The organism is Kitasatospora sp. cg17-2, from assembly GCF_054031055.1.
This window is the reverse complement of the sequence record NZ_CM132923.1, coordinates 458,186-482,150: the sequence shown is the minus strand read 5'-3', so window position 1 is coordinate 482,150 and position 23,965 is coordinate 458,186. Positions and strand designations below refer to the sequence as shown.

At 73.8% G+C, this 23,965-nt stretch carries 19 protein-coding genes and 1 pseudogene; 12 read left to right on the top strand and 8 right to left on the bottom strand.

Going from position 1 to position 23,965, the window contains the following annotated elements:
• Nucleotides 1-61 precede the first annotated feature (61 nt).
• Nucleotides 62-622, bottom strand: a complete 561-nt coding sequence (locus ACW14Y_RS01940; RefSeq protein WP_380310655.1) for an RICIN domain-containing protein — start codon at nucleotides 620-622, stop codon at nucleotides 62-64.
• A gap of 80 nt (nucleotides 623-702) precedes the next feature.
• Complete coding sequence (locus ACW14Y_RS01935; protein ID WP_380310653.1) at nucleotides 703-1,362, bottom strand: hypothetical protein; 660 nt, start codon at nucleotides 1,360-1,362, stop codon at nucleotides 703-705.
• Between the two features lie 321 nt (nucleotides 1,363-1,683).
• On the opposite strand from ACW14Y_RS01935, the gene ACW14Y_RS01930 reads away from it, so the two are divergent.
• From ACW14Y_RS01930 to ACW14Y_RS01920, 3 genes and pseudogenes are all read left to right on the top strand, one after another.
• Nucleotides 1,684-4,620, top strand: coding sequence for an AfsR/SARP family transcriptional regulator (locus ACW14Y_RS01930; RefSeq protein ID WP_456985646.1), 2,937 nt, complete (start codon nucleotides 1,684-1,686; stop codon nucleotides 4,618-4,620).
• A 140-nt stretch (nucleotides 4,621-4,760) separates the two neighbouring features.
• A pseudogene (locus ACW14Y_RS01925) lies at nucleotides 4,761-4,973 on the top strand (bifunctional 5,10-methylene-tetrahydrofolate dehydrogenase/5,10-methylene-tetrahydrofolate cyclohydrolase); the annotation flags it as partial.
• A gap of 204 nt (nucleotides 4,974-5,177) precedes the next feature.
• Nucleotides 5,178-5,477 (top strand): DUF4193 domain-containing protein, encoded by a 300-nt coding sequence (locus ACW14Y_RS01920; RefSeq protein WP_030395238.1) that lies wholly within the window; start codon nucleotides 5,178-5,180, stop codon nucleotides 5,475-5,477.
• 129 nt (nucleotides 5,478-5,606) lie between these two features.
• Here ACW14Y_RS01920 and ACW14Y_RS01915 read toward each other — a convergent pair whose 3' ends face one another.
• Entirely contained in the window at nucleotides 5,607-6,356 is a 750-nt protein-coding gene (locus ACW14Y_RS01915; protein WP_380310649.1) for a FadR/GntR family transcriptional regulator, read from the bottom strand.
• Between the two features lie 225 nt (nucleotides 6,357-6,581).
• Here ACW14Y_RS01915 and ACW14Y_RS01910 point away from each other — a divergent pair, with 225 nt between their 5' ends.
• The 5 genes from ACW14Y_RS01910 to ACW14Y_RS01890 all read left to right on the top strand — a co-directional run bounded on the left by ACW14Y_RS01910 (nucleotide 6,582) and on the right by ACW14Y_RS01890 (nucleotide 12,487).
• On the top strand, nucleotides 6,582-8,204 hold the full coding sequence (locus tag ACW14Y_RS01910; RefSeq protein ID WP_380394317.1) for an amino acid permease: 1,623 nt from the start codon (nucleotides 6,582-6,584) through the stop codon (nucleotides 8,202-8,204).
• Nucleotides 8,201-9,559 (top strand): glutamine synthetase family protein, encoded by a 1,359-nt coding sequence (locus ACW14Y_RS01905; protein ID WP_380310644.1) that lies wholly within the window; start codon nucleotides 8,201-8,203, stop codon nucleotides 9,557-9,559. The genes ACW14Y_RS01910 and ACW14Y_RS01905 overlap by 4 nt, the downstream gene beginning before the upstream one ends.
• The gene (locus tag ACW14Y_RS01900) at nucleotides 9,556-10,260 is read left to right on the top strand and encodes a gamma-glutamyl-gamma-aminobutyrate hydrolase family protein (RefSeq protein ID WP_380394320.1); all 705 of its coding nucleotides are present in this window, start codon (nucleotides 9,556-9,558) and stop codon (nucleotides 10,258-10,260) included. Before ACW14Y_RS01905 ends, ACW14Y_RS01900 begins: the two co-directional genes overlap by 4 nt.
• Before the next feature lie 80 nt (nucleotides 10,261-10,340).
• Nucleotides 10,341-11,714 (top strand): aldehyde dehydrogenase family protein, encoded by a 1,374-nt coding sequence (locus ACW14Y_RS01895; protein ID WP_380394323.1) that lies wholly within the window; start codon nucleotides 10,341-10,343, stop codon nucleotides 11,712-11,714.
• A gap of 5 nt (nucleotides 11,715-11,719) precedes the next feature.
• The gene (locus tag ACW14Y_RS01890) at nucleotides 11,720-12,487 is read left to right on the top strand and encodes a 3-oxoacyl-ACP reductase (protein ID WP_266309091.1); all 768 of its coding nucleotides are present in this window, start codon (nucleotides 11,720-11,722) and stop codon (nucleotides 12,485-12,487) included.
• Between the two features lie 77 nt (nucleotides 12,488-12,564).
• Here the strand turns inward: ACW14Y_RS01890 and ACW14Y_RS01885 are convergent, their stop codons facing one another.
• The 5 genes from ACW14Y_RS01885 to ACW14Y_RS01865 form a co-directional block, all read right to left on the bottom strand.
• On the bottom strand, nucleotides 12,565-14,001 hold the full coding sequence (locus tag ACW14Y_RS01885) for an MATE family efflux transporter (protein WP_456985645.1): 1,437 nt from the start codon (nucleotides 13,999-14,001) through the stop codon (nucleotides 12,565-12,567).
• Between the two features lie 8 nt (nucleotides 14,002-14,009).
• A complete protein-coding gene (locus tag ACW14Y_RS01880) occupies nucleotides 14,010-15,041 on the bottom strand; it encodes a cysteine synthase family protein (RefSeq protein ID WP_380312153.1) in 1,032 nt (343 codons plus the stop codon).
• A gap of 70 nt (nucleotides 15,042-15,111) precedes the next feature.
• Nucleotides 15,112-16,491, bottom strand: a complete 1,380-nt coding sequence (locus ACW14Y_RS01875; protein WP_456988412.1) for a Y4yA family PLP-dependent enzyme — start codon at nucleotides 16,489-16,491, stop codon at nucleotides 15,112-15,114.
• A 50-nt stretch (nucleotides 16,492-16,541) separates the two neighbouring features.
• Nucleotides 16,542-17,531: an ornithine cyclodeaminase family protein gene (locus ACW14Y_RS01870; protein WP_380312157.1), complete on the bottom strand. Its 990-nt coding sequence runs from the start codon at nucleotides 17,529-17,531 to the stop codon at nucleotides 16,542-16,544.
• Between the two features lie 42 nt (nucleotides 17,532-17,573).
• Entirely contained in the window at nucleotides 17,574-18,563 is a 990-nt protein-coding gene (locus ACW14Y_RS01865) for a TauD/TfdA family dioxygenase (RefSeq protein WP_456985644.1), read from the bottom strand.
• A gap of 384 nt (nucleotides 18,564-18,947) precedes the next feature.
• Here ACW14Y_RS01865 and ACW14Y_RS01860 point away from each other — a divergent pair, with 384 nt between their 5' ends.
• Genes ACW14Y_RS01860 through ACW14Y_RS01845 form a run of 4 tightly spaced genes read left to right on the top strand, consistent with a single transcriptional unit; the run spans nucleotide 18,948 to nucleotide 23,954 of the window.
• On the top strand, nucleotides 18,948-20,507 hold the full coding sequence (locus tag ACW14Y_RS01860; RefSeq protein ID WP_380312162.1) for an ABC transporter substrate-binding protein: 1,560 nt from the start codon (nucleotides 18,948-18,950) through the stop codon (nucleotides 20,505-20,507).
• A complete protein-coding gene (locus tag ACW14Y_RS01855) occupies nucleotides 20,504-21,502 on the top strand; it encodes an ABC transporter permease (RefSeq protein ID WP_456985643.1) in 999 nt (332 codons plus the stop codon). The genes ACW14Y_RS01860 and ACW14Y_RS01855 overlap by 4 nt, the downstream gene beginning before the upstream one ends.
• Nucleotides 21,499-22,398 (top strand): ABC transporter permease, encoded by a 900-nt coding sequence (locus tag ACW14Y_RS01850; RefSeq protein WP_456985642.1) that lies wholly within the window; start codon nucleotides 21,499-21,501, stop codon nucleotides 22,396-22,398. Before ACW14Y_RS01855 ends, ACW14Y_RS01850 begins: the two co-directional genes overlap by 4 nt.
• Nucleotides 22,395-23,954: an ABC transporter ATP-binding protein gene (locus tag ACW14Y_RS01845; RefSeq protein WP_456985641.1), complete on the top strand. Its 1,560-nt coding sequence runs from the start codon at nucleotides 22,395-22,397 to the stop codon at nucleotides 23,952-23,954. The genes ACW14Y_RS01850 and ACW14Y_RS01845 overlap by 4 nt, the downstream gene beginning before the upstream one ends.
• The last annotated feature ends 11 nt before the right edge of the window (nucleotides 23,955-23,965 follow it).

Here is a 23,965-nt window from a genome sequence, read left to right as displayed (position 1 = left end):
GTGCCCCGTCCGGGGGTGCGGGGACCCGGGACGGGCACCGGCCGCGGCGGCGGTGGTTCGGTCAGGCCATTTCCAGCACCCACAGGTCGGGCGTGTTGCTGAGGACGACCTGGCTGCCGTTGGTGTCGAAGGTCTGGGCGGCGAGCCACTTGCCCGAGCTGACCGCCCGGATCGCGGTGTAGTTGGTGTTGGGAATGTTGAGAAGCGTGAACTTCTGCTTGTCGGGCACGTAGTTGTCGTCGCAGCCGACCGTGATCAGCCAGACGCCGGGGTCCCTCCCGTCGCGGTCGACGTCGGCACACCAGTGGCGCCAGGCGTCGCGGAAGACCACCTGCTGGGTGCCGTCGGACAGGGGCTTGCGACAGACCTGCCACTTCTGGTTGGACTCGCCGCTCCACTGGTACTGGATCACCGAACCGTGGTTCCCGGGGGACAGGGCGACGGTCAGGGCCAGCTCGTTGAAGGCGGGGCGATTGGCGGCCTTGATGCGGTAGAGGATCGGGTCGCAGGTGTAGTTGCTGCCCGTGTCCCAGGCCGAGGCGGGCGGGGCTGCGGTGAGCGTCAGGGCGCCGAGGATCGCGGTGGTGCCGAGCGCGGTCAGTCGGCGGACGGATCGGGACATCGTGAACTCGCTTTCACAGCTGGGTGCGGGGAAATGTGTGCGGCGTCCGGACGCGTTCGGTCCGGTGCCGGAGCGTGCGGTCAGCAGCCGAGCCGCTGCCGGGCGGCGTTGCGCAGCGTCCCGGCCGCCTCCGGGGAGGCGCACGACACGGTGCCCTCCTCGAGGTACCCGTAGGTGGTGAAGGTGCCCTTGCCGTTCGGGGTCGTGTTCACCCAGAAGCCGATGTTGCCGGCCCGGGCGCAGGTGTACTCCACGTACTCGCCGGAGACCTTCTGCGTGCCGCGGTAGATGCCGTAGTAGCCGGGCTGGTTGAAGTTCCAGGTGTTGGAGGCGGTGGTGGTCGTGGTGGACGAGGTGGTCGTCTGCACGGAGAAACCGACCGTGGCGGACACCTTGAAGAACAGGAAGCCGGCGGAGGCCGAGATTTCGGTGTTCCGGTTGACCGTGGTGGTGACGGTGTCGACCCGGGTCAGGCTCTGGTAGCGCTGACCGGTGGTGCCGGGAGCGACGTTGAGCGCCGAGAAGTCGGTGATGACGGCTTCGACCTTGCTGTTGAGGATCTCGTTCACGGGCTGGTCCACGGCCGGGTTGCAGACTCCGCTCGGCGCTCCCGACGGCGTCGCCGCCGCCGCTCCGGTGGCGCTGACCAGGCCGAGCGAACCGACAGCGGCCAGGACGGCGGCGGTCGACGCGACGGTCCGGCGGAGCGTGTGCCGGCGGGGGGTCGGGTTCGGGTTCATGGGGGCTCCCTTTCTGGGCTCTCCGGAACTGGGGCGGCCGGGTGCGGCGCCCGTCGGGGTGCTGGGCGGATTTCGTCCGGCTCGGGAAGAACCCTGCTTCAGCCCGTCACGAATTCGTCATCAAACGATCACGGCGGACACATCACGGGACCCGGGGCGCCATGGACACCGCCCGGCGTTCGGGCCAGGATGGCCCTGCTGGGCCGTCGGGTGTACGAACCTGACGATCTGTGTGCTACCGACCGTGCCCGCATGCGCGGACCGGGCAAAGCCCGGGTGGGGCCGAACGAGGGCGGACGGACAGTCGGCGGAGGGGCGGGAGTGGAGTTCAGGATCCTGGGGGCACTGGAGGTCCGGGCCCCGGACTCCACCGTGCTCGCCGTCGGCGGCCGACGGCAACAGGCACTGCTGGCCTTCCTGGTGGCCCATCCCGGCCGGATCGTCTCGGTGCCCCGGCTGGTCGACGCGATCTGGGACGAGTCCCCGCCGGCCACCGCCGACCGCCAGGTCCGGAACATGGTCGGTCTGTTGCGCCGCCTCCTCGGGGGCGGCCCCGGACGGGTGGCGCCGATCCGCACCGCCGGGCCGGGGTACCTCTTCGGTGGGCCCGAAGTCCGCACCGACGTCCAGCAGTTCACCGCCCTGGTGGACGCGGCGGCGCAACCGGGCGCGGACCGGGTCGCGCGCCTGCGCGAGGCCCTGGCCCTGTGGCGCGGACCCGCCCTGGACGGGCTGCCGGGCCGGGCCCTCTCGGCTGTCGCGGCCGGGCTGGAGGAGCGCCGGATGACCGCCCTGGAGCGGCTCTACGAGGCCGAGTCGGCGGCCGGCCGGGACGAGCTCGCCATCACCGAACTCACCGAGCTGGTGGTCGCCTTCCCGCTGCGCGACGGCCTGCTGCGGCACCTGCTGACCGCTCTCGCGCGGTGCGGCCGCCAGGTGGAGGGGCTGGCCGCCTACCGCCGGTACGCCGACCGCCTCGCGGAGGAGCTCGGCCTCGACCCCTCGCCCCGACTGCGCGCCCTCCAGGGGGAGTTGCTGGGAGCGGCCGACGGGGTCCGGGCCGAAGCCGGCCCCGCGGAGCCGCCGGGCGGGGTGGCGCCCGCCCGGGTGCTGGTGTCGGCACCGCCGCAGCCGTATCCGCGTCCGGCCCAACTGCCCTGGGACCTCCCCTCCTTCATCGGCCGTACCGCCCAACTCGCGGCCATGGACCGCTGTCTGGCCGGGACCGGCACCCCCGGCACCGGCGGCCCGCACCCGACGTCCGTCCTCGTGATCACCGGCATCCCCGGCGGCGGCAAGTCGACCCTGGCGGTGCGCTGGGCGCACCGCGCCCGGGCGCACTTCCCCGACGGCCAGCTCTTCGCCGACCTGCACGGCTGGTCGTCGGCCGGCCGGCAGGACCCGCACGCCGTCCTCGGTGCCTTCCTGCGGGCACTGGGCGTACCGGCCGAGGACGTACCCGGCCGGCTCGACGAGGCGGCCGCGCTCTACCGCACCACCCTGGCCGACCGACGGGTACTGATCGTGCTCGACAACGCGCTCGACGCCGAACAGGTCCGTCCGCTGCTGCCCGGCACGGGCCGCTGCGCGGTGGTCGTGACCAGCCGCGACCGGCTCACCGGCCTCGTCGTCCGCGAAGGGGCCGAACGGATCGAACTCGTCGACTTCAGCCCGGCCGAGGGGCGGGCACTGCTGCACCGGGTCCTCGGCGCCGAACGGGTGGCGGCCCACGAGCAGGCCGTCGCCCGGCTGCTCGACGCCTGCGGACACCTCCCGCTGGCCGTCGGCCTCGCCGTCGCCCGGCTGCGCGACCGTCCGCAGCACGACCTCACCGGCCTGGCCGCCGAGTTGGCGGCCGAGGGCACCCGCCTGGACGTCCTCGACGCGGACGGCGACGGCCCGTCCGTCCGGTTGCGCACGGTCTTCGCGCTCTCCTACCGGGCCCTCGACGAACGCGCCGCGCGACTGTTCCGGCTGCTCGCGCTGAGCCCCGCGGTCGACCTCTCGGCGCCCGTCGCCGAGGCGGTCGGCGGTCAGGACGCCGCCGGGTCCGCACGCCTCCTGCGCCGCCTGGCGAACTCCCACCTCCTCACCGAACACGCCGCCGGCCGCTACCGCTTCCACGACCTGGTCCGGCTGTTCGCCGCCGAGCGGGGCAGGGAGCAGGAGAGCGAGCGCTCCCGCGACCGGGCCCGGGACCGCTGGTACGCCTGGTGCCTGCACCAGAGCGCGGCCGCCACCGCTCCGCTGCTGGCCCCGCGACGCTCCCGGGTGCCCCTGCCGCCGCCTCCCGAGGGCCTGCGCACCACCGCCTTCGACGGGGCGGAGGAGGCGCTGCGCTGGTACGACGGGCAGCGCGCCAACCTGCTCGCCACCGTCGGCCACGCCTTCGAGCACCGGAACGACGACGTCGCCTGGCAGCTCCCCGCACTGGTGTGGCCCTATCTGCACCGCTCGGGCCGGCACGCCGAACGCCTCGCCCTCGGCCGGACCGCGCTCGCCGCCGCCCGCCGCCTCGACGACCCCCTCGCCACCGGCCGCACCCTCAACGACCAGGGCCACGCCTGGAGCACCGCCGGCGACCTGCCCCGGGCCCGCCGGCACTACGAGCAGGCCCTCGACCAGGTCCGCAGGGCCGGAGCCCCGGCCGTCGAGGGCCAGGTGCTGGCCAACCTCGGCGGGTTCCGCTTCTTCTCCGGCGACTACGCCGAGGCCGCCGAGCACTTCGAGGACGCCCTGCGGCTCCTCCCCGCCGAGGGGCCGGACGCCGACGACTGGACCGTCCGCCTGTGCGAGGTCAGCCTCGCCGCGGTGCACGCCTTCCTCGGCCGCTTCGAGGCCGCCCGGGCCCGGGCCGAGCGGCTGCTCGCCCCCGAACTCGGCCTCCACGACGGCATCCTGGGCTGCTCCCTGCGGAACGTCCTCGGCGTCGCCCACTACGCCGCCGACCGCCCCGACGAGGCCCTGCGCCACTTCGCCCGCTCGCTGGCCGTCAGCCGGCGCACCACCGGCTTCCCGGACCAGCAGGCCAACTCCCTCGCCGGCCTCGCCGCCGCCCAGCAGAGCCTCGGCCGCCCCACCGCCGCCCGCCGCTCCTGGACCGCCGCCCTCGACCTCTACCGGCAACTCCCCTCCCACTACCGGGCCCCGGTCACCCTGCTGACCTCCCTCGGCTTCACCCCGCCCGACACCGACCTCCCGCCCGCCACCGCCCCCTCGACCGCACCCCTCCCGCCCGCACCCCTCCCGACCCGGTGACGCCGACGGCTGCCGGGCAGCAGGCCCCCTGGCGAGGACCTCTCCGCGCGCAGTGCCCGCACCGCCGGGCCGCGGCGTCGCCAGAGCCTCGTTCGGGTGATTGTCGGAAGGTCTTCCAGGACCGGAGCGACGGGCGGGGCGCGGCCGGGCGGCCGGGGTCCGTCGGCGGGGCGGGGATCGGGCGCGGTGGCGCGGTGATCGACGCGGGCTAGAATGCGGGCAGTGCCGGGGATGTCGACTTCGGGAGCGCCCGGCGCGGGGCGAGCCCGATCACTCCCGTCCCCGGTGGTGTCGGTCCGACGACCACGGCCGTCCTGCTCGCACAGACGGTCGAGGCGGCGGAGCGTCAGGTCGCCCGGTTCCGGCCCCGGAAACGGTGTCGGGTCGGCCGATGGGTGGATCATGGGTGGGGCTTCGCGCTCCCGGTGGTTCGGCGGATGAGATGGTGGGGCGCCACGGGTGGGATCGGCCGCGCTTTTGTGTGCGGCGGATGCTCCGTGGGCCGGCAGGTGGCACGATGCGATGCCGGAAGCGACGCTCAAGGAGAAGACAGCACCATGGCAACCGACTACGACGCCCCGCGCGACACCGGCGACGAGGGACGCGACGACAGTATCGAGGCTCTGAAGAACAAGCGGGACGACAAGCAGAGCTCCTCGGTGGACGTGGAGCCCGAGGCCGTCGAGGGCCTCGAACTTCCGGGCGCCGACCTGTCCGGTGAGGAACTCACCGTGCGGGTCGTGCCGCTCCAGGCGGACGAGTTCACCTGTATGACGTGCTTCCTGGTCCACCACCGCGCGCAGCTCGCGGGCGAGGACAAGAACGGCCGGCCGATCTGCCGGGAGTGCGCGTCCTGACCGGGGCGTGATGTCCGGGCCGGCCGGGGACTCCCGGGCGCTCCGCCGGGGACTCCCGGTCGGAAGCCGCCCCGGGGTGCGCGGCCGGCCCGGGTCCGTTCCGGGGTGCCGGCCTCCGGGGTGCGAGCCTCAGGCCAGGAAGCCCCGCAGCAGCGCGGCCGTGGCGGCGAGGTGTTCCTCGGTGGCGCGCCGGGCCGCGTCGCCGTCTCCGGTGAGGATCGCCCGGACCATGGCGCGGTGCTGTTCGGCGGCGTGCTCGATGTTCCGCTCCAGCATGGGGATCGCGTTGAGGAGGTCGTTGAGGCGCATTCTGGCCTCGGCGATGGCCGCGGCCAGCGTGGGGGAGCCGGTGAGTTCGCCGATGGCGAGGTGGAAGCGCGAGTCGAGCTGGCGGTACCGGTCCGGCGGGGAGTCCTCCAGGTCGTCGAGGCGGCTCTCCAGGTGGGCCCGCTGCTCGGCGGTGAGGGTGCGGCGGGCGGCGGCCTCGGCCGCGCCGGCCTCCAGGACCTGGCGGTAGGTCAGCGCGTCCTCCAGTGCGCCGCCGAGGTCCCGGGCGGCCCGGCGGAGGTCGGCGACGTCGGGTGCGGGCATCCGGTAGGTGACGAAGGTGCCGCCGTAGCGGCCGCGGCGGGGTTCGACGCAGTCGGCCTGCTGCAGGGTGCGGAGCGCCTCGCGCAGGGTCTCCCTGCTGACACCGAGCCGTGCGGCGAGGTCCCGTTCGGCGGGCAGCCGGTCGCCGTGGCCGAAGACACCGAGCTTGATCGCCTGGAGCAGCCGTTCGACGGTCTCCTCGAAGGCGTTGCCGGTGCGGACCGGGCGGAAGATCGCGCCGGCCTGCCAGTCGAGCCGTGCCTGCTCACGTGCTTGGTCCAGGTCCACGCCCGGAATCGTACCTACGGGCGGGCGTCGGAACTCGTTCCGTCCCATTCTCGGTGTCGGCCCTTGACGTGGCCCCGGCTCAGCCGGAACGATGCTGCTCACCCACCCAATGGTCTGGTTCCAGACCATTGACGAGCCGCCCGATCGTCGAACCCGCCCGGCCGAGCGCGCCACGCCGTCGTGGCCCTGCCCGTCCCGGCACACCCTCAACCCCCTGGGGTGCCCATGACCGACGCACGCTCACCCGAAACCCGCGCGGACGAGCCACCCGCGGGTGAACAGCCTTCCCCCACCGTGTTTCCGGAAGGCACCACCCCCGTTTCCGACGACGAACAACGCCTCCGCGAGCTGGGCTACACCCAGGAACTGGCCCGCTCGATGTCCGGCTTCTCCAACTTCGCCGTCTCCTTCTCCATCGTCTCGATCCTCTCCGGCTGCCTGACCCTCTACGGCACGGGCATGAAGACCGGAGGCCCGGCCCTGATCGTCTGGGGCTGGCCGGTGGTCGGCCTGTTCACCCTCTGCGTCGGGCTGGCCATGGCCGAGATCTGCTCCAGCTACCCGACGGCCGGCGGGCTCTACTACTGGGCCGCCAAGCTCAGCCGCAGCCGGGGCGCCGCGTGGAGCTGGTTCACCGGCTGGTTCAACTTCCTCGGCCAGGTCGCGGTCACCGCCGGCGTCGACTTCGGTGCCGCGTTCTTCACCAACGCCTTCCTGACGCTGCGCTTCGGTTTCGAGGCCAGCCCCGTGCACACCATCGAGATCTTCGCGGTCGTCCTGCTGCTGCACGGCCTGCTCAACACCCGCGGCGTGCGCCTCGTCGCCCTCCTCAACAGCGTGTCCGTGTGGTGGCACCTGGTGGGTGTCGCGGTCATCGTCGGCGCCCTCGCCGTGCTCCCGGACCAGCACGCCCCGGCCTCCTTCGTGCTCACCGAGTTCGTCAACGGCACCGGCTTCCGGAACCAGTTCTACGTCGCGATGATCGGCCTGCTGATGGCCCAGTACACCCTCACCGGGTACGACGCCTCCGCGCACATGACCGAGGAGACCCGCGACGCCGCCCGCTCCGGCCCCCGCGGCATCGTCAACGCCATCACCGTCTCCCTGGCCGCCGGCTGGGTCCTGCTGCTCGGCCTCACCTTCGCGATCCGCGACTACGACGGCGCGCTCAACAGCGACACCGGCGTCCCGCCCGCCCAGATCTTCATCGACGCGATCGGGTCCGGCGGCGCCCAGTTCCTGCTGCTGATCGTGATCGGCGCCCAGTTCTTCTGCGGAATGGCCTCCGTCACCGCCAACTCCCGCATGATCTACGCCTTCTCCCGCGACGGCGCGCTGCCCGGCTCCCGGCTGTGGCACCGCATCGACCCGCGCACCCAGACCCCGACCAACGCGGTCTGGCTGGCGACCGGCGGCGCGCTGCTGCTCGGCCTGCCCGCCCTCTGGAACACCACCGCCTACACCGCCGTGACCTCCATCTCCGTCATCGGCCTGTACATCTCCTACGTCATTCCGGTGTACCTGAGGCTGCGCCAGGGCGAGGACTTCACCCCCGGCCCCTGGCACCTGGGACGGTGGAGCCGGCCGATCGGCATCCTCGCGGTCGGCTGGACAGCGGTGATCACCGTGCTGTTCATGCTCCCCACCGCCTCCCCGATCACCGCCGAGAGCTTCAACTACACCCCCGTCGCCGTGGCCGTCGTGGTCGGCTTCGCCGGGGTGTGGTGGCTGGTCTCGGCCCGCCACTGGTTCACCGGACCCCAGGTCCACCCCCTGCCGACCGACTCCGACACCCGCGACACGCCGCCCGGCCCCGACGCCCACGACACCGAACTGGAGGTCCGATGACCAGCCCCCGGCTCACCCTCGACGAACTGCGCGCCCGCGTCGCCGACGGCACGGTCGACACCGTGGTGCTCGCCATGACCGACATGCAGGGCCGCCTCCAGGGCAAGCGCCTGGCCGCCGAGCACTTCCTCGACGACGTGGTGCCCGGCGCCGCCGAGGGCTGCGGCTACCTGCTCGCCGTCGACGTCGACATGAACACCGTCGACGGCTACGAGATCTCCTCCTGGGAGAACGGCTACGGCGACCTCACGCTGCGCCCCGACCTCACCACCCTGCGGACCGTGCCCTGGCACCCCGCCACCGCCATGGTCCAGTGCGACGTCCTCCACCACGACGGCACCCCCGTCGCCGTGTCCCCGCGGCAGATCCTGCAACGCCAGCTGGACCGCCTGGCCGGCCACGGCTGGCACGCGCAGGCCGCCACCGAGCTGGAGTTCATCGTCTTCCGGGACAGCTACGAACAGGCCTGGGACAAGGACTACGCCCGGCTCACCCCGGCCAACCAGTACAACGTGGACTACTCCGTCCTCGGCACCGGCCGGATCGAGCCCCTGCTGCGCCGGATCCGCAACGGGATGGCCGGCGCGGGCCTGTCCGTCGAGTCCGCCAAGGGCGAGTGCAACCTCGGCCAGCACGAGATCGCCTTCAAGTACGCCGACGCCCTCACCACCTGCGACAACCACACCGTCTACAAGACCGGCGCCAAGGAGATCGCCGCCCAGGAGGGCTGCAGCCTGACCTTCATGGCGAAGTACGACGAACGCGAGGGCAACTCCTGCCACATCCACCTCAGCCTGCGCGACGACGAGGGCGCACCCGTGTTCGCCGGTGACCGGCCGCACGGCTTCTCCCGCACCATGGAGCACTTCCTCGCCGGACAGCTCGCCTGCCTCGCCGACTTCGCCCTGCTGCTCGCCCCCACCGTCAACTCCTACAAGCGCTACGTGCCCGGCAGCTTCGCGCCCACCGCCGTCGCCTGGGGCCGCGACAACCGCACCTGCGCCCTGCGGGTGGTCGGCCACGGGCCGTCGCTGCGGTTCGAGAACCGCGTCCCCGGCGGCGACGTCAACCCCTACCTCGCGGTCGCCGCGCTGATCGCGGCCGGACTGCACGGCGTCGACCGACAGCTGGAGCTCGAACCGGAGTTCACCGGCAACGCCTACGCCTCCGACGCCCCCAGGGTGCCCGCCAACCTGCGCGACGCGGTCGACGCCTTCGAGCGCAGCGCCGTCGCCACCGAGGCCTTCGGCAAGGACGTCGTCCGGCACTACACCCACGCCGGACGCACCGAACTCGCGGCCTACGAGAGCGCGGTGACCGACTGGGAGCGGCGCCGCGGATTCGAGCGGCTGTGACCCGCGCGGACCCGCGCCGACCGCTGATCGGCATCAGCACCTACCAGGACGACGCGGCCTGGTCCGTCTGGCACCAACGCGCCGCCCTGCTGCCCCAGACCTATGTGGACGCGGTCGTCCGCGCGGGCGGCACCCCGGTCCTGCTGCCGCCGCAGCCCGGCGGCGCCGAACACCTCCTGGACGCCCTGGACGGGCTCGTCCTCGCCGGCGGACCGGACCTCGACCCGGCCGGGTACGGGGCGGCCGCCGACCCGCGCACCGGCCCGCCCCACCACGCCCGGGACGACTGGGAGAGCACCCTGCTGCGCGCCGCTCTGGCCCGGGACCTGCCGCTGCTCGGCGTGTGCCGCGGCATGCAGCTGCTCAACGTCGAACTCGGCGGCACCCTCCTCCAGCACCTGCCCGACGGGAGCCACCAGAAGGTCCCTGCACAGTTCGTCCGGCACCGGGTCGAGGTGGCCGACGGCAGCCGGCTCGCCGGCGTCCTGGGGCCGGACGCCGAGGTCTCCTGCTACCACCATCAGGCCGTCGACCGCCTCGGCCGAGGGCTCAGGCCCACCGCCCGGGGCGCCGACGGCACCGTCGAGGCACTGGAGCTCGACGGGCACCGCTTCGCCCTCGGCGTCCAGTGGCACCCCGAGACCGACCCCGACGACCTGCGCCTGTTCCGAGCGCTGATCGCCCGAGCCCTCACCGCCTGATCCGTGACCGCCCGATCCGTGACCGACCGGGCCCCGACCGCCCGCACCACCGCCACCGCCAGCCACCGGGAGACGAACCCATGACCGAACCGGACCTCTTCGAGGTCGTCAACCCCGCCACCGAGGAGGTGATCACCACCGTCGAACTCGCCGGCCTCGCCGAGACCGACGCCGCCGTGGCCCGCGCCCGCGCCGCCTTCGACACCTGGCGCCGGGTGGCCCCCGCCGACCGGGCCCGCCTGCTGCGCGCCTTCGCCGCCGCCGTCGACGCCGACCGCGAGCACCTCGCCGCCCTGGAGGTCGCCAACGCCGGCCACACCATCGGCAACGCCCGCTGGGAGGCCGGCAACGCGCGCGACGTCATCGACTACTACGCCGCCGCCCCGGAACGGCTGTTCGGCCGGCAGATCCCCGTCGCCGGCGGCGTCGACGTCACCTTCCAGGAACCGATCGGCGTGGTCGGTGTCATCGTGCCGTGGAACTTCCCGATGCCGATCGCCGCCTGGGCGCTGGCCCCGGCCCTCGCCGCCGGCAACACCGTGATCGTCAAACCCGCCGAGCTCACCCCGCTCACCGCCCTGCGCCTCGGCGAACTCGCCCTGCGCGCCGGGATCCCGGAGGGCGTGCTGCAGATCCTGCCCGGCCGGGGCCCGGTGGTCGGCCAGCGCTTCGTCACCCACCCGGACGTGCGCAAGATCGTGTTCACCGGCTCGACCCGGGTCGGCAAGGAGATCATGGCCGGCTGCGCCGCCCAGGTGAAGCCCGTCACCCTCGAACTCGGCGGCAAGAGCGCCAACATCGTCTTCGCCGACGCCGACCTAGCCAAGGCCGCCGCGACCGCGCCCTACGCCGTCTTCGACAACGCCGGCCAGGACTGCTGCGCCCGGTCCCGGATCCTGGTCGAGGCCTCCGTGTTCGAGGACTTCATGGCGCTGCTGGAGCCGGCCGTCCGCGGGGTGCGGGTCGGTGACCCGGCCGACGAGAAGACCGAGATGGGACCGCTGATCTCCGCCGCCCACCGGGCCCGGGTCGCCTCCTACGTGCCGGACGACGCGGCGGTGGCCTTCCGCGGCGGCGCCCCCGACGGGCCCGGTTTCTGGTACCCGCCGACCGTGCTCGCCCCCGTCCGGCACGACGACCGCGCCTTCACCGAGGAGATCTTCGGACCGGTGGTCACGGTGGTGCCGTTCCGCGACGAGCAGGACGCCCTGCGGATCGCCAACGCCACCGAGTACGGGCTGTCCGGCTCCGTCTGGACCAGGGACGTCGGACGCGCCCTGCGGGTCGCGCGCGGCGTCGAGGCCGGCAACCTCTCCGTCAACTCGCACTCCTCGGTGCGCTACACCACGCCGTTCGGCGGCTTCAAGCAGTCCGGGCTCGGCCGCGAGCTCGGCCCGGACGCCCTCGCCGCCTTCACCCAGACCAAGAACGTCTTCATCTCCACGGAGGAGTGATCAGCATGACCCAGCGACTCGACGGCCGGGTGGCCGTCATCACCGGTGCCGGCAGCGGCATCGGCCTCGCGACCGCCCGCCGGCTCGCCGCCGAGGGAGCCAAGGTGGTCTGCGTCGACCTCGACGCGGAGACCGGCGCCAAGGCGGCCAACGAGGTCGGCGGACTGTTCGTCCAGGCGGACGTGACGGACGAGGCCGCGGTCCGGGACCTCTTCCAGCGGGCCGTGGACGAGTACGGCCGGCTCGACATCGCCTTCAACAACGCGGGCATCTCCCCGCCGGACGACGACTCCATCCTCACCACCGGCCTGGACGCCTGGAAGCGGGTCCAGGACGTCAACCTCACCAGCGTCTACCTGTGCTGCAAGTACGCGATCCCGCACATGCAGCGCCAGGGCAAGGGCTCGATCATCAACACCGCCTCCTTCGTCGCGGTGATGGGCGCGGCCACCTCGCAGATCTCCTACAGCGCCTCCAAGGGCGGGGTGCTGGCGATGTCCCGCGAGCTGGGGGTGCAGTTCGCCCGCGAGGGGATCCGGGTCAACGCGCTGTGCCCGGGCCCGGTGAACACCCCGCTGCTGCAGGAGCTCTTCGCCAAGGACCCGGAGCGGGCCGCCCGCCGTCTGGTGCACATCCCGCTCGGCCGCTTCGCCGAGCCGGAGGAGATCGCCGCCGCGGTGGCCTTCCTGGCCTCCGACGACTCCTCCTTCATGACCGCCAACACCTTCCTGGTGGACGGCGGCATCTCCGGCGCCTACGTCACCCCGCAGTAGACCCGGCACGGATCCGGCCTCCGGACGGCCCGGCCGCCCCGCCCCGCACCGGGGAGGGGCGGCCGGGCCGTCGACGGCTACGTGACCGGGCTGGTCCGCCCCGGCTCCACGGGCGCCGGTGCCGGTGCGGGGGCGGCCCTGGCGTCCAGGGCGCGGGTGTAGCGGCGCAACAGCAGGACGGCGGTGGTGGCGAGGCCGATCAGCAGGCCGAGCCACAGTCCCCGGGTCTCGCCGCCGAGCGGGTAGGCGAGCAGCCAGGCGGCGGGCAGGCCGACGGCCCAGTAGCCGACGAGGGTGATGCGGAAGCCGCTGCGGGTGTCGTCGAGTCCGCGCAGCAGTCCGACGCCGATGTTCTGCGCGCAGTCGAAGAACTGCAGGACGGCGACGACGGCCAGGAGTCCGGTCGCGATCCGCAGGCCCTGCTGGTCGGCGGCCGTGCCGGGGTCGAAGAAGGGCCGCAGCACGAGCCGGGGGGCGGTGAGGTAGACGATGCCGACGAGGGTGCTGACGGCGGCTCCGCAGGCCAGCGCGGTGTTCTTGATCCGGCGGGCGGCGGCGTGGTCGCCGAGCGCGAGTTCCCGGCTGACGTTGATGGACGCGGCGTGGGAGAGACCGACGGCGACCTGGAAGACGATGTAGATCAGCTGGTTGACGGCGGTGTGGGCGGCGAGCGCGGCGGCGCCGAAGCTGCCGGCGAGCAGGGCCGTGACGGAGAAGAAGCCGGCTTCGGAGCCGTAGGTGGCGGCGATCGGGGTGCCGAGGCCGAGCAGGCGGCGCACGGTGGCGGCGTCGGCGCGCCAGAAGTCCAGGGTGAGCAGCGCGGCCAGTTCGGGGTCGCGTCGTGCGGAGGCCCGGAGGGCGAGGAAGGAGAGCAGGTGGACGCTGCTGGTGGCGACGCCGATGCCGGTGAGGCCGAGTTCGGGCAGGCCCCACGTCCCGTGGATGAAGACCCAGTTGAGTCCGGCGTTGACGGCGACCGAGGCGACGGTGATGCGCAGCAGGGCCTGCGGGCGGCGCATGCCGACGGTGAACTGGCGGACGGCCTGGAACCAGAGGCAGGGCAGCAGGCCCGGGGCCAGCGCGGCGAGCATGCTCTGGGCGCGCTCGGCGACGGCCGCGTCCTGGCCGAGCCAGGTGGCGGCCTGGCCGACGAGGACCATCAGCACGGCGCCGGCGATCCCGGCGAGGGTGGCCACCGCCATGGCCGCCCGGACCAGGGCGCGGACCTCGTGGCCGTCGTCGGCCCCTGAGGTGGGTTCACCGCGTTCGGCGCGCGCGGCGGCGGCCGCGACCTGGTTGCCGACGGAGGTGACCAGGCCGACGCCCATGGTCCGCAGTTGGTTGAAGACGACCAGGGCGAGGCCGCCGGCGGCCAGGGCCTCGGTGCCCAGCACGCCCATCATGACGGTGTCGGTGGTGGTGAGGGCGACCTGGGCGAGCTGGGTGAGGGCGAGCGGGACGGCGAGCGCGGCGAGCGCGCGGCTGTCGCGGGCGAGGACGGCTGTCTGCTTCACGATGGGTGTCAGTTCCTGCGGAGTTTGGTCAGCGTCTCGTCGATCACGGCTTCGGCGGCCGGGTCGAGGAGGTCACGGGCGGTCATCCAGTCGTCGTTGAAGACGGTGTCCATGTACTTCTCACCGCCGTCGTTGACGAAGGCGACCATAACGGTGTCGGGGGCCTGCCGGCCCAGCCGGTCCAGGGCCTCGTGGACGACGCCGCCGGCGGAGCCGCCGATGAGCAGTCCGGTGCGGCGGGCGACGACCCGGGCGGTGGCGAAGGCCTCGATGTCGCCGACCTTGACGCCTTCGTCGATGAGGTCGTAGTCGACCAGCAGTCCGATGCTGGCGCCCTCGGGGGTGCCGGTGCCGGACTGGTAGTAGTCGTGGGCGGGCGGGCCGAAGGCGATGGAGCCCTTGGGCTCGACGCCGACGACGGTGACGTCCGGGACGCTCCTCCGCAGCTCCCGGGCGGTGCCGCAGAGGCCGCCGCCGGTGCCGACCGCGCCGATCAGCACATCGACGCGGTGGTCGAGGGCCTGGGCGATCTCCCGGCCGACGGCGTAGTAGCCGACCGCGTTGCTGGGGTTGTTGTGCTGTTCGGTGAAGAAGGTGTTGTCCTTGCCCCGGGCCATGTCCTCGGCGAGCTCCTCGCGCGCGGCGGTGTGGAGCTCCTCGCCGTCGGTGTCGGCGTCGACGTACACCAGCTCGGTGCCCATGGCCTTCATGCCGCGCAGCTTGTCGACGGCGGCGTGGTTGTCGACGACGGCGGTGAAGCGGTAGCCGCGTTCGGCGGCGACCACGGCGAGTCCGAGGCCGGTGTTGCCGGAGGTGGACTCGATGATGTGGCCGCCCTCGCGCAGCTCGCCGCGTTCCTCGGCGTCGAGGACCATCTGGCGGGCCATCCGGATCTTGGCGCTTCCGGTGGGGTTGAACATCTCCAGTTTGAGCAGCAGTCGGGCGCCGTTGTCGGCCCGGGCGAGCTCGAACAGCGGGGTGCGGCCGATGAGGTCGGAGATCCGGCTGACCACCGGGGGGCGGTGCAGGGCGTCGGTCATGGCGTGGCTCCGTGGGGCGGTGCGGACAAGTACGGGTGGTGCGGGCGGCCTGGGGCGGCCTGGGGCGGGCTCAGCGGTCGAGCCGCCAGCGGTGCCGGTCGCCGTCGCCGGGGCGGTCGACGACGACCTTCGGCGGCAGCGGCAGTTCGTGGAACGGGGACTCGTTGGAGTCCATCTGGTAGCCCGCGGTGTTGGGGTAGACGAGCAGGTCGCCGACCCGGGGCCGGGCCGGGAAGGGGATCTTGCGCCAGGTCAGCAGGTCGGAGTCGAGGCAGCTGGCCCCGCCGACGCAGGCGGGGTAGGGCCCGGACGCCTCCGCCCCGGGACCAGGACCGGGACCGGGGAGCAGCTGCGGCTCGGGCAGGTACTCGCTGTCGAACCACTGCTCGGACAGGCTGAGGCTGGTCCCGTCGACGGTGACGATGCCGTACCCGGCGCGGTCCTTGACGCCCTGGACGCGGAAGACCGAGGAGCCGGCCCGGTCGAGCAGGGCGCGGCCGGGTTCCAGCAGCAGCGTCACCCCGGCCTGCCGCAGCCGTTCGGCGAGGGCGGGCCCGGTGCCGCCGGGGCGGGCGGCGAGGACGGCGCGCAGCGCGTCGGCTCCGGCGACGGGGGAGTGGTACGGATAGAAGTCGGCGGCGGCGAAGGCCTTGTCGCCGTGGTAGTGCCCGGGGCGCTGCTCAGTGAGGAAGGTGTCCCAGGCCGCGCCGTCGACGTAGTCCACGGCGAAGCCGCCGCCGATGCTGATCCGGTCCGCCGGCAGGCCGAGAGCCCGGGCCTTGAGGCACAGCTCGATCAGCTCTCCGGCAAGGTCGGCGCGCGGCCGGGTGTCGTAGCCGGACAGGTGGAAGCTGAAGCCCTCCATCCGGACGCGCCCGCCCGCGTCGGCGCAGTCCCGCAGCGCCCGGTCGAGCTGGGCGTCGTCGAGGCCGAAGCGGCTGCGCGGCTGGTTCGGCGGGAGGCGGCGCAGCAGGATCCGGGCCGGACGGCCGGTGCCGGGGCCGAGCAGCCGGTCGAGTTCGTCCGGCGCGTCGACGGCGATCAGCGAGCCCTGTCGGACCGCGACGCGCAGCAGTTGCTCGGACTTGGCGGGTCCGGTGACGACGAGGTCCTCGCCGCGCACGCCGTGGCCGAGGGCGTCGCGCAGTTCGCCGAGGGAGGCGACGTCCACCCCGGCGCAGGCCTCGGCGCAGCGCTCGACGAACACGGAGGCCTTGTTGGCCTTCTTCGCGTAGTACACGCGGCCGTCCACGCCGGTCTCGGCCAGGGCGGCGCGGAACGCGGCGAGGTTGGCGTCGAAGCGTTCGGGCAGCAGGTAGTGGAACGGGCCGTCGAGGCCGTGGGCGAGTTCGTGGAGCAGGCCGCTGGCGTGGAGGCGTTCGGTGAGCGGGTCGTGGTGGGCGGGCAGGCTCAGCGGGTCGGGCACCTTCAGCGGGTCGGGCACCTTCAGCGGGTCAGGCTGGTCGGGCAGGCTCAGCGGGTCGGGCTGGGCGGGCAGGGTCAGCGCCACAGGGCCACCTCGGTTCCGAGCCCCTGGGCGGTGGCGAGCTGGGCGAAGCGGTGGCCCAGCGCGATGTCGGTGACGACGAGTCCGCTGTTGTAGGCGAAGATCCGCTGCTCGGGGGCGGTGCGGGCGCTCGCGGCCCCGGAGATCGCGGCGGGGAGCTCCAGGTCGACGGCGGGGAACTTCCCGTCCGGGTCGGCCATGTCGGTGCCGGTGACGCGCATCTGGGCCTCGCTGGTGGCGATCACCCGGTCCGCGCGGTGCAGCGTGGAGGGGGCGAGGCCGTGGCCGACGAGGATCGCCGTGGCGCCGGGCTTGAGCTGGTCGGCCTCGACGGCGGCGGTGGTGTGGCCGCCGGCGGTGGCGACGACGAGGTCGGCCTCGCGGGCGGCGGCCCCGAGGTCGGTGACCAGCTCGATCCCGCGGCCGGGGAAGTGCCGGTCGAGTTCGGCCCGGACGGCGGCGATGCCGTCGGGGTGGGTGCCGGACAGCAGCAGGCGCTCCAGTCCGGGCAGGGTGGTGAGCAGGAACGGCAGGGCGAGCCGGCCCTGGGTGCCGGTGCCGATCACCAGCGCGGTCGTGGCGCCGGGCGCGGCGCACTCGCGGGCCAGGAGGGCAGACACGGCCGGGGTGCGCAGCGAGCCGATCCGCGAGCAGTCCATCATGGCGACCGGCAGGCCGGTGACGTCGTCGTAGATGGTCAGGGTCGTGTAGTAGTGCTGGTTCTCGCGGCTCTCGTGCAGGCCGTGCTTGTACGAGGTCTTGACGGCGACGACGTTGCGGACGCCGTCGCGCCCGAGCATGGCGTAGGAGACGGAGTGGCCGTCGGCGGGTTTGACGGTCAGTTTGCGGGGGTTGTCGGACTGCCCGGCGGCGAGGGTGCGGTAGGCCTGTTCGACGGTGTCGACGACGTCGGTCAGGGTGATGTCCAGGCCGGCGAGGTCGCTGGTGGACAGTACGCGCAGGGTGGTGTCGTCCCGGTCCATGGGTGTGGCCTTTCGACGGGGTGAGGGAGGTGGGTCGGCGGTTCAGGCGGCCCAGGCGGTGAGGGCGGCCTGCCCGTAGCCGTGTTCGTCGTGCTCGGCGAGCGGGCGGGTGGGGCGGTCCTCGACGCGGACCGAGGCGCGCTTCAGCCAGCGGTCGGTGCCGTCGTAGCGGGCCCGGAAGGGGACCCGGCCGTGGACGACGGTGTCGTTGTCGACGACCAGGATGTCGCCGGGCTCCAGGCTGACCGCGACCGAGACCCGGGCCAGCTCCCGGCCGAGGCGCTCGTACGCCTCCCGCCACAGCGGGTCGGTCCCCTCCAGCGGGGTGTAGGCGGGGTCGTAGCGCATGGTCAGGCCCTCGGGGCCGTCGAAGAGGGTGGGCACCGGTGCGGGGCGGCCGCCGAACTTCTGGGCCTGCTCGTAGGCGTCGTCGGGCAGGATCGGTGCGACGGGCCGCTTCAGCCGGTCCAGGTCGGCCGCATCGAGCCCGGTCAGGCGCACGCTGGCGGCGGTGGTGGCGATGCCGTCGTAGTTGCGCATGCAGCACAGCAGCAGCAGGTGGGCGCGGCCGGGGTGGAAGGCGTCCTCGGTGTGCGGGGTGAGCAGGACGGAGCTGGACGCGCCGGTCTGCTCGCTCTCGTGTCCCGGCGAGGGGACGATGTTGTGCACGAACCGGCCGTCCTGCTGGCCGTCCCAGGCGATGGGGGTGCCCATCAGGGTGGAGACGAGCAGCAGGGCGACGTCCCAGCGGGCGCCGGCCTCGGCGACGGTGGACCAGTGCTCCGGGGTCGGACCGAGTTCGGTGTCGTCGAGGTCCAGGCCGCGCAGGACGAACAGGCCGTCGGCGGTGTCGACCGGACGCAGCAGGTGGCGCAGCGGCGCGCTCAGCCGGGCGCACGCGGCGGGCAGGTCGGCCAGCAGGTCGGGGCTGGTGGCGGAGCCGTGGCGGGCCAGCAGCTTCGCGGCGGCGGAGGTGAGTTCCGCGGCGGCGGCGGGGTCGAGACGGCGTACCGGGGCAGGGCAGGTGGGCACGGCGGACCTTCCGGGGACGGGGGAGAGACGTGGCGCGGGCATGTGGCATCACCGCGCCGGCGTGGGGCGGCGGCGGGAGCTGCACATGACGTGAGGGGGTGGGTCCGGGGGGCGGCTCGAACGGCCGGACGACAGGAAACGTAACAACGACTTCGAGGTAAGGCAAGCCTTACCCGGCCTCTTGTCTACATTCACGTAGTCTCAGTTTTCGGCCCCGGCACGGCCGCCGCGCGCATCCAACTCCCGTGCTCAGAAGGCATGTTGATGCAGTCAGGGGGAACGGTACGGCGCGCGGTGCGCTCCGTCGGACGACTTGCACACCGTCTCGAACTTAGGGTAGGTAAACCTAAGCAAGTTGAGCGCGACCGGAAACGAGGAACGAACGTGGGCATCACCAGACGACAGCTGCTGTGGGCCGGTGCCGGTGCGGGGGCGGCCGGTGCGCTCGCTGCCTGCAGCAGCGGAAAGAGCGGATCCACGGACGCCGCGCCCTCCGGCACCGGCTCCCAGCAGCCCCGCCCGGGCGGCACGCTGAAGATCGGTGCCCTCGGCAAGGCCTCCGCCGTCACCCGCGACCCCCACGGCACCCAGGCCAACGAGAGCGACTACCTCATTCTCAGCCTGATCTTCGACACCCTCGCCGCACCCGGGGCCTCGACCAACACCGCCCCGCGGCTGGCCGCGTCCTGGAAGCCCTCGGACGACCTCAGGACCTGGCGCTTCACCGTCGCCGACGGCGCCACCTTCCACGACGGCACCCCCGTCACCGCCGAGGACGTCGTCTGGTCGCTCAAGCGCCTGCGCAACACCCCCTCCGGGAAGAGCCGACTGCCCGGCATCCAGCCCGAGAACATCACGGCCGAGGACGCCAGGACCGTCGTCCTGGTCTCCGACTACCCCAACGCCGAACTGCCGCTGCTCACCCGGCTGACCACCTTCGTCCTGAAGAAGGACACCAAGGACGACGCGATCGCCGGCGCCCCCGGCACCGGCCCGTTCAAGCTCGACTGGTACCGCGACGGCAACGCCCGTCTGGTGCGCAACGACAACTGGTACGGCGGCAAGGCCCTCCTGGACGCCGTCGAGGTGCGCCTGTTCGAGAGCCCCCAGGCGATGGCCAACGCCCTGCTCGCCGGACAGATCGACGTCGCCTCCAACGTCGGCGCCGTCGCCGCCCGCACCGCCGAGGCCCGCAAGGACGTGCAGATCGTCCGCCGCCCCAACGACATGGCGATGCCCATCGTCATGCGCACCGCCGACGGCCCGTTCGCCGACCCCCGCGTGCGCGAGGCCCTCAAGCTCGCCGTCGACCGCGACGCCATGGTCAAGCAGGTGCTCTCCGGCTACGGCACCGTCGGCAACGACATCCTCGGCACCGGCGACCCCGCCCTCGCCAAGGACATCCCGCAGCGCGCCCGCGACCTCGCCAAGGCCAAGCAGCTGCTCGCCGACGCCGGCTTCGACACCGCGAAGACCTACGACCTGGTCACCACCGAGGACATCGCCGGACTCGCCGAGTCCGCGACCCTGTTCGCCACCCAGGCCCGCGAGGCCGGCGTGAAGATCAACGTGGTGAAGCAGGACTCCAAGATCTTCTGGGACGCCACCTGGCTCAAGGCGCCGCTCTACACCACGTACTGGGGCACCAACGACTCCGTGGTGTTCTTCGCCTCCAAGACGATGCTCTCGGACGCCGGCCAGAACGAGAGCGGCTGGAACGAGCCCTCCTTCGACGAGACCTACCGCCAGGCGATGGGCACCGTCGACGCCACCGAGCGCGGCAAGCTGCTGCACCGGCTCCAGGAGATCGAGTTCGCCGGCTCCGGCTACCTGCTGTGGGGCATGGCCGACGGCATCGACCTCGCCGGCGCGGCCGTGCGCGACCTGCCCCGCCTCCCCGGATACGGGCGCGTCCAGCTCGAAAAGACCTGGCTGGCGCGTTGACCGCGCTCCGCCCGGCCGGCGTCCACCCGCCGCGCAGCGTCCCGGCCCGCGTCCTCCCCGGCGCGGGCCGGGTCGCCCGGCAGGCCGCCCGGCGCCTGCTGATGCTCGTCGTCCTGCTCGCCGCCGTCTTCGCCGCCGTCGAGATCCTGCCGGGCGACGCCGCCGGCGCCACCGCCGACCGGGGCGTCACCGCCGCCGACCTCGCCGCCCGCCGCGCCGCCCTGGGCCTGGACCGGCCGGTGGCGGAGCGGTTCTGGGACTGGATGACCGGCCTGCCCACCGGGGACCTCGGCACCACCGCCCGCGGCGAGCACGTCACCGACGTGCTCGCCGGACCCTTCCCCAACACCCTCCTGCTCGGCGTGCTCGCCCTCGTCCTCAGCACCGCGGGCGCCCTCGCCCTCGGCGGCTGGGCCGCGCTCCGCCCGGGCGGACGCGCGGACCGCGCCGTCGACACCCTGTCCACCGCGGCCTTCGCCCTGCCGGAGTTCGTCGTCTCCGTCACCCTGCTGCTCCTGCTGTCCCAGTGGACCGGCTGGCTCCCGGCCGTCACCCTCACCGGGGCCGACGGCAGACCCGAGTCCTGGACGATGATCGTCCTGCCGCTGCTCTCCCTGACCCTGCCCCAGATCGGCTGGAACACCCGGATCGTGCGCGGCGCGCTCGCCGACCAGGCCGCGCTGCCGCACGTCGGGGCCGCCGTCCTGGACGGCCTGCCCCGGTGGCGGATCCTCGGCCACCACATGCTCCCGGGAGCGCTGCCCGCCGTCACCGTCGGCATCGCCACCTCCACCGGCATGCTGCTGGGCGGCACCGTCGTCGTCGAGACCCTCTTCAACTACCCGGGCATCGGGGCCGTCCTGGCCGGTGCGATCACCGACCGCGACACCCCGCTCGTCGCCGGGGTCGTCGCCGCGGCCGGTGCCACCATCAGCCTGCTCCTGCTGCTCGCCGACCTCGTCCGCTCGACCGCCCTCGGGGAGCAGCACCGATGACCTCCACCCGCCCCGCTCCGACTGGCGCCCCCGCTCCGACCGGCGCCCACGGCCCGACCGGCGCCCACGGCCCGGCCCGTCCGCGTGAACGGCGCGGTCGCCGGGTCCTGCTGCGCGCCGTGCCCGCGCTGCTGCTCGTCGTCCTCGCCCTCGCCGGGCCGCTGCTCGCCCCGCACCCGATCGACACCCCGGTCGCCTTCCCCTACGCCCCGCCCGGCGGCGACGCCCCGCTCGGCGGCGACCAACTGGGCCGGGACGTCCTCAGCCGCCTCCTCACCGGCGGCGCACCCCTGATCGCCACCGCCCTGGCCATCGCGCTCGTCGTCACCGCCGCCGCCACCGCCCTCGGCATCGTCGCCGTCCTGCGCCCCGCCCTGGGCCGGTGGATCGAACGCGCCGCCGACCTGACGATCCTGCTGCCCACCGTGCTCGCCATCATGCTCGTCGCGCTGGCCTGGCCCGGCGGCGGACGCCTCGCCGTCGCGACCGCGGCGACCGTGCTCGGCATCCCCTACGCGGTACGGATCGTCGCCGCCGCGGCGGCCCCCCTCGCCACCGCCGGCTACGTCGAAGCCGCGGCGGCGGGCGGCGAGAACCTCTGGCACCTGACCGTCCGCGAGGTCCTGCCCAATCTGCGCTCCACCGTGCTGGCGCTGTTCGGCCTGCGCTTCGTCGAAGGCGTCTACATCGTCTCCGTCGCCGCCTTCCTCCAGCTCGGACCCCAACCCCCGGAAGCCGACTGGGCGCTGATGATCCGCGAGAACGCCGCCGGACTCACCCTCAACGTCTGGGCCGTCGGCGCCCCCTGCCTCGCCATCGGCCTGCTCGCCGTCAGCGTCAACCTCGCCGCCGAGGCCCTCGCCCCCGCCCGCCCCACCCCGGAGACCCCGCTGTGAGCGCCACCGCCGCCGCCCGCGCCACCGGACTGACCATCACGCTCCACGGCACCGCGCTGCTCACCGACGCCACCCTCACCCTCGCCCCGGGCCGGGTCACCGCCGTCACCGGCCCCTCCGGCGCGGGCAAGACCACCCTGCTGCACGCCCTCGTCGGCGCCCTGCCCCCGGACGCGCGGGTCACCGCGGGGGAGCTCACCGTCCTCGGCCACGACATCCTCGCCCTCCCCCCGGCGGAACTGCGCCGACTGCGCCGCCACCGGCTCGCCCTGGTCGGACAGGACCCCGGCTCCGGCCTCAACCCCCGGATGCGGGTCGGCCGGATCGTCACCGAGACCGCCGCCGACCGCCGCTCCACCTCCGTGCCGGAGCTGCTGCGGGCGGTCCGCCTGCCGGTCGGCGAAGGGCTCGAACACCGCCGCCCCGGCTCCCTCTCCGGCGGCCAGCAGCGGCGCGTCGCCCTGGCCCGGGCCCTCGCCCGAAGGCCCGCGATCCTGCTCCTCGACGAACCCACCGCCGGCCTCGACGCCGACCTGCGCGACGACATCGCCGACCTGCTGCGCGACCTCGCCGACCGCGAACAGCTCGCGATCGCGCTCACCAGCCACGACCCCGACTTCGTCGCGCGCTGCGCCGACGACGTGCTCGCGCTGGAGCCGCGGCACCTGCCGGCACCCGTCGCCCGGAGGCAGGTCCCGGCGGCCGTTGCGGCCGTTGCGGTCGTTGAGGCCGGGGCTCCGGCGAGCGGTGCCGGGCCCGTGCCGAAGAGTGTGACGAAGCCCGTGCCGGGGAGCGTCACGAAGCCCGTGCTGGAGGTGGCGGCGCTCACCGCCCGGGTGGGGAGCGGCCGCACCGCCCGGGACGTCTTCACCGCCCTCGACCTCGGGCTGGCCCCCGGCACCCTGACCGGGGTCACCGGCCCGTCCGGCTGCGGCAAGACCACGCTGCTGCGCAGCCTCGCCGGCCTGCACCGCCCCGAGGCCGGGAGCGTGCTGCTCGGCGGAGAACCGCTCGCCCCGACCTACCGGCGCCGCAGCCGGGAGCAGCGCCGACGTGTCCAGCTGGTCCCGCAGAACCCCCTCGGCGCCCTCAATCCGGCCCGCACCGTCGGTGCCACCCTCGCCCGGCCGCTGAAGCTCCACTTCGGCGCACCCGCGGACCGGTGCGAGGAGCGCGTCGCGGAGCTGCTGACCTCGGTCGGCCTGACCCCCGAGCACGCGCACCGTCATCCGCGCGAACTGTCGGGCGGGCAGCGCCAGCGCGTCTCCGTGGCCCGGGCCCTGGCCGCCGAACCGGACGTCCTGCTCTGCGACGAGATCACCTCGGCCCTCGACGCCGGTACGGCGGAGGGCATCATGGCGTTGCTGCGCGAGCTGCGGGACGACCAGGGCCTGGCCATCGTCCTGGTCAGCCACGACCTGCCGCTGGTGTCCGCGCACGCCGACACCGTCCTCCCGCTCGGCCGCCCCGGGCCGGACCCGCACGGGCGGCGGGACCCGGCCGCGGCCCCGGTGTCCCCGGTGCCGACTGGGCCCACGGTGCCGGACCGGGCCTGAGTCCGACGGGG

Coding starts and splice junctions, on each gene's coding strand:
- ACW14Y_RS01880 (WP_380312153.1), bottom strand. CDS start 15,041: ATGACCGACGCCCTGCACCGCCCCCCGGTGGTCAGCCGGATCTCCGAC.
- ACW14Y_RS01935 (WP_380310653.1), bottom strand. CDS start 1,362: ATGAACCCGAACCCGACCCCCCGCCGGCACACGCTCCGCCGGACCGTC.
- ACW14Y_RS01850 (WP_456985642.1), top strand. CDS start 21,499: ATGACCTCCACCCGCCCCGCTCCGACTGGCGCCCCCGCTCCGACCGGC.
- ACW14Y_RS01870 (WP_380312157.1), bottom strand. CDS start 17,531: ATGGACCGGGACGACACCACCCTGCGCGTACTGTCCACCAGCGACCTC.
- ACW14Y_RS01895 (WP_380394323.1), top strand. CDS start 10,341: ATGACCGAACCGGACCTCTTCGAGGTCGTCAACCCCGCCACCGAGGAG.
- ACW14Y_RS01910 (WP_380394317.1), top strand. CDS start 6,582: ATGACCGACGCACGCTCACCCGAAACCCGCGCGGACGAGCCACCCGCG.
- ACW14Y_RS01890 (WP_266309091.1), top strand. CDS start 11,720: ATGACCCAGCGACTCGACGGCCGGGTGGCCGTCATCACCGGTGCCGGC.
- ACW14Y_RS01940 (WP_380310655.1), bottom strand. CDS start 622: ATGTCCCGATCCGTCCGCCGACTGACCGCGCTCGGCACCACCGCGATC.
- ACW14Y_RS01905 (WP_380310644.1), top strand. CDS start 8,201: ATGACCAGCCCCCGGCTCACCCTCGACGAACTGCGCGCCCGCGTCGCC.
- ACW14Y_RS01920 (WP_030395238.1), top strand. CDS start 5,178: ATGGCAACCGACTACGACGCCCCGCGCGACACCGGCGACGAGGGACGC.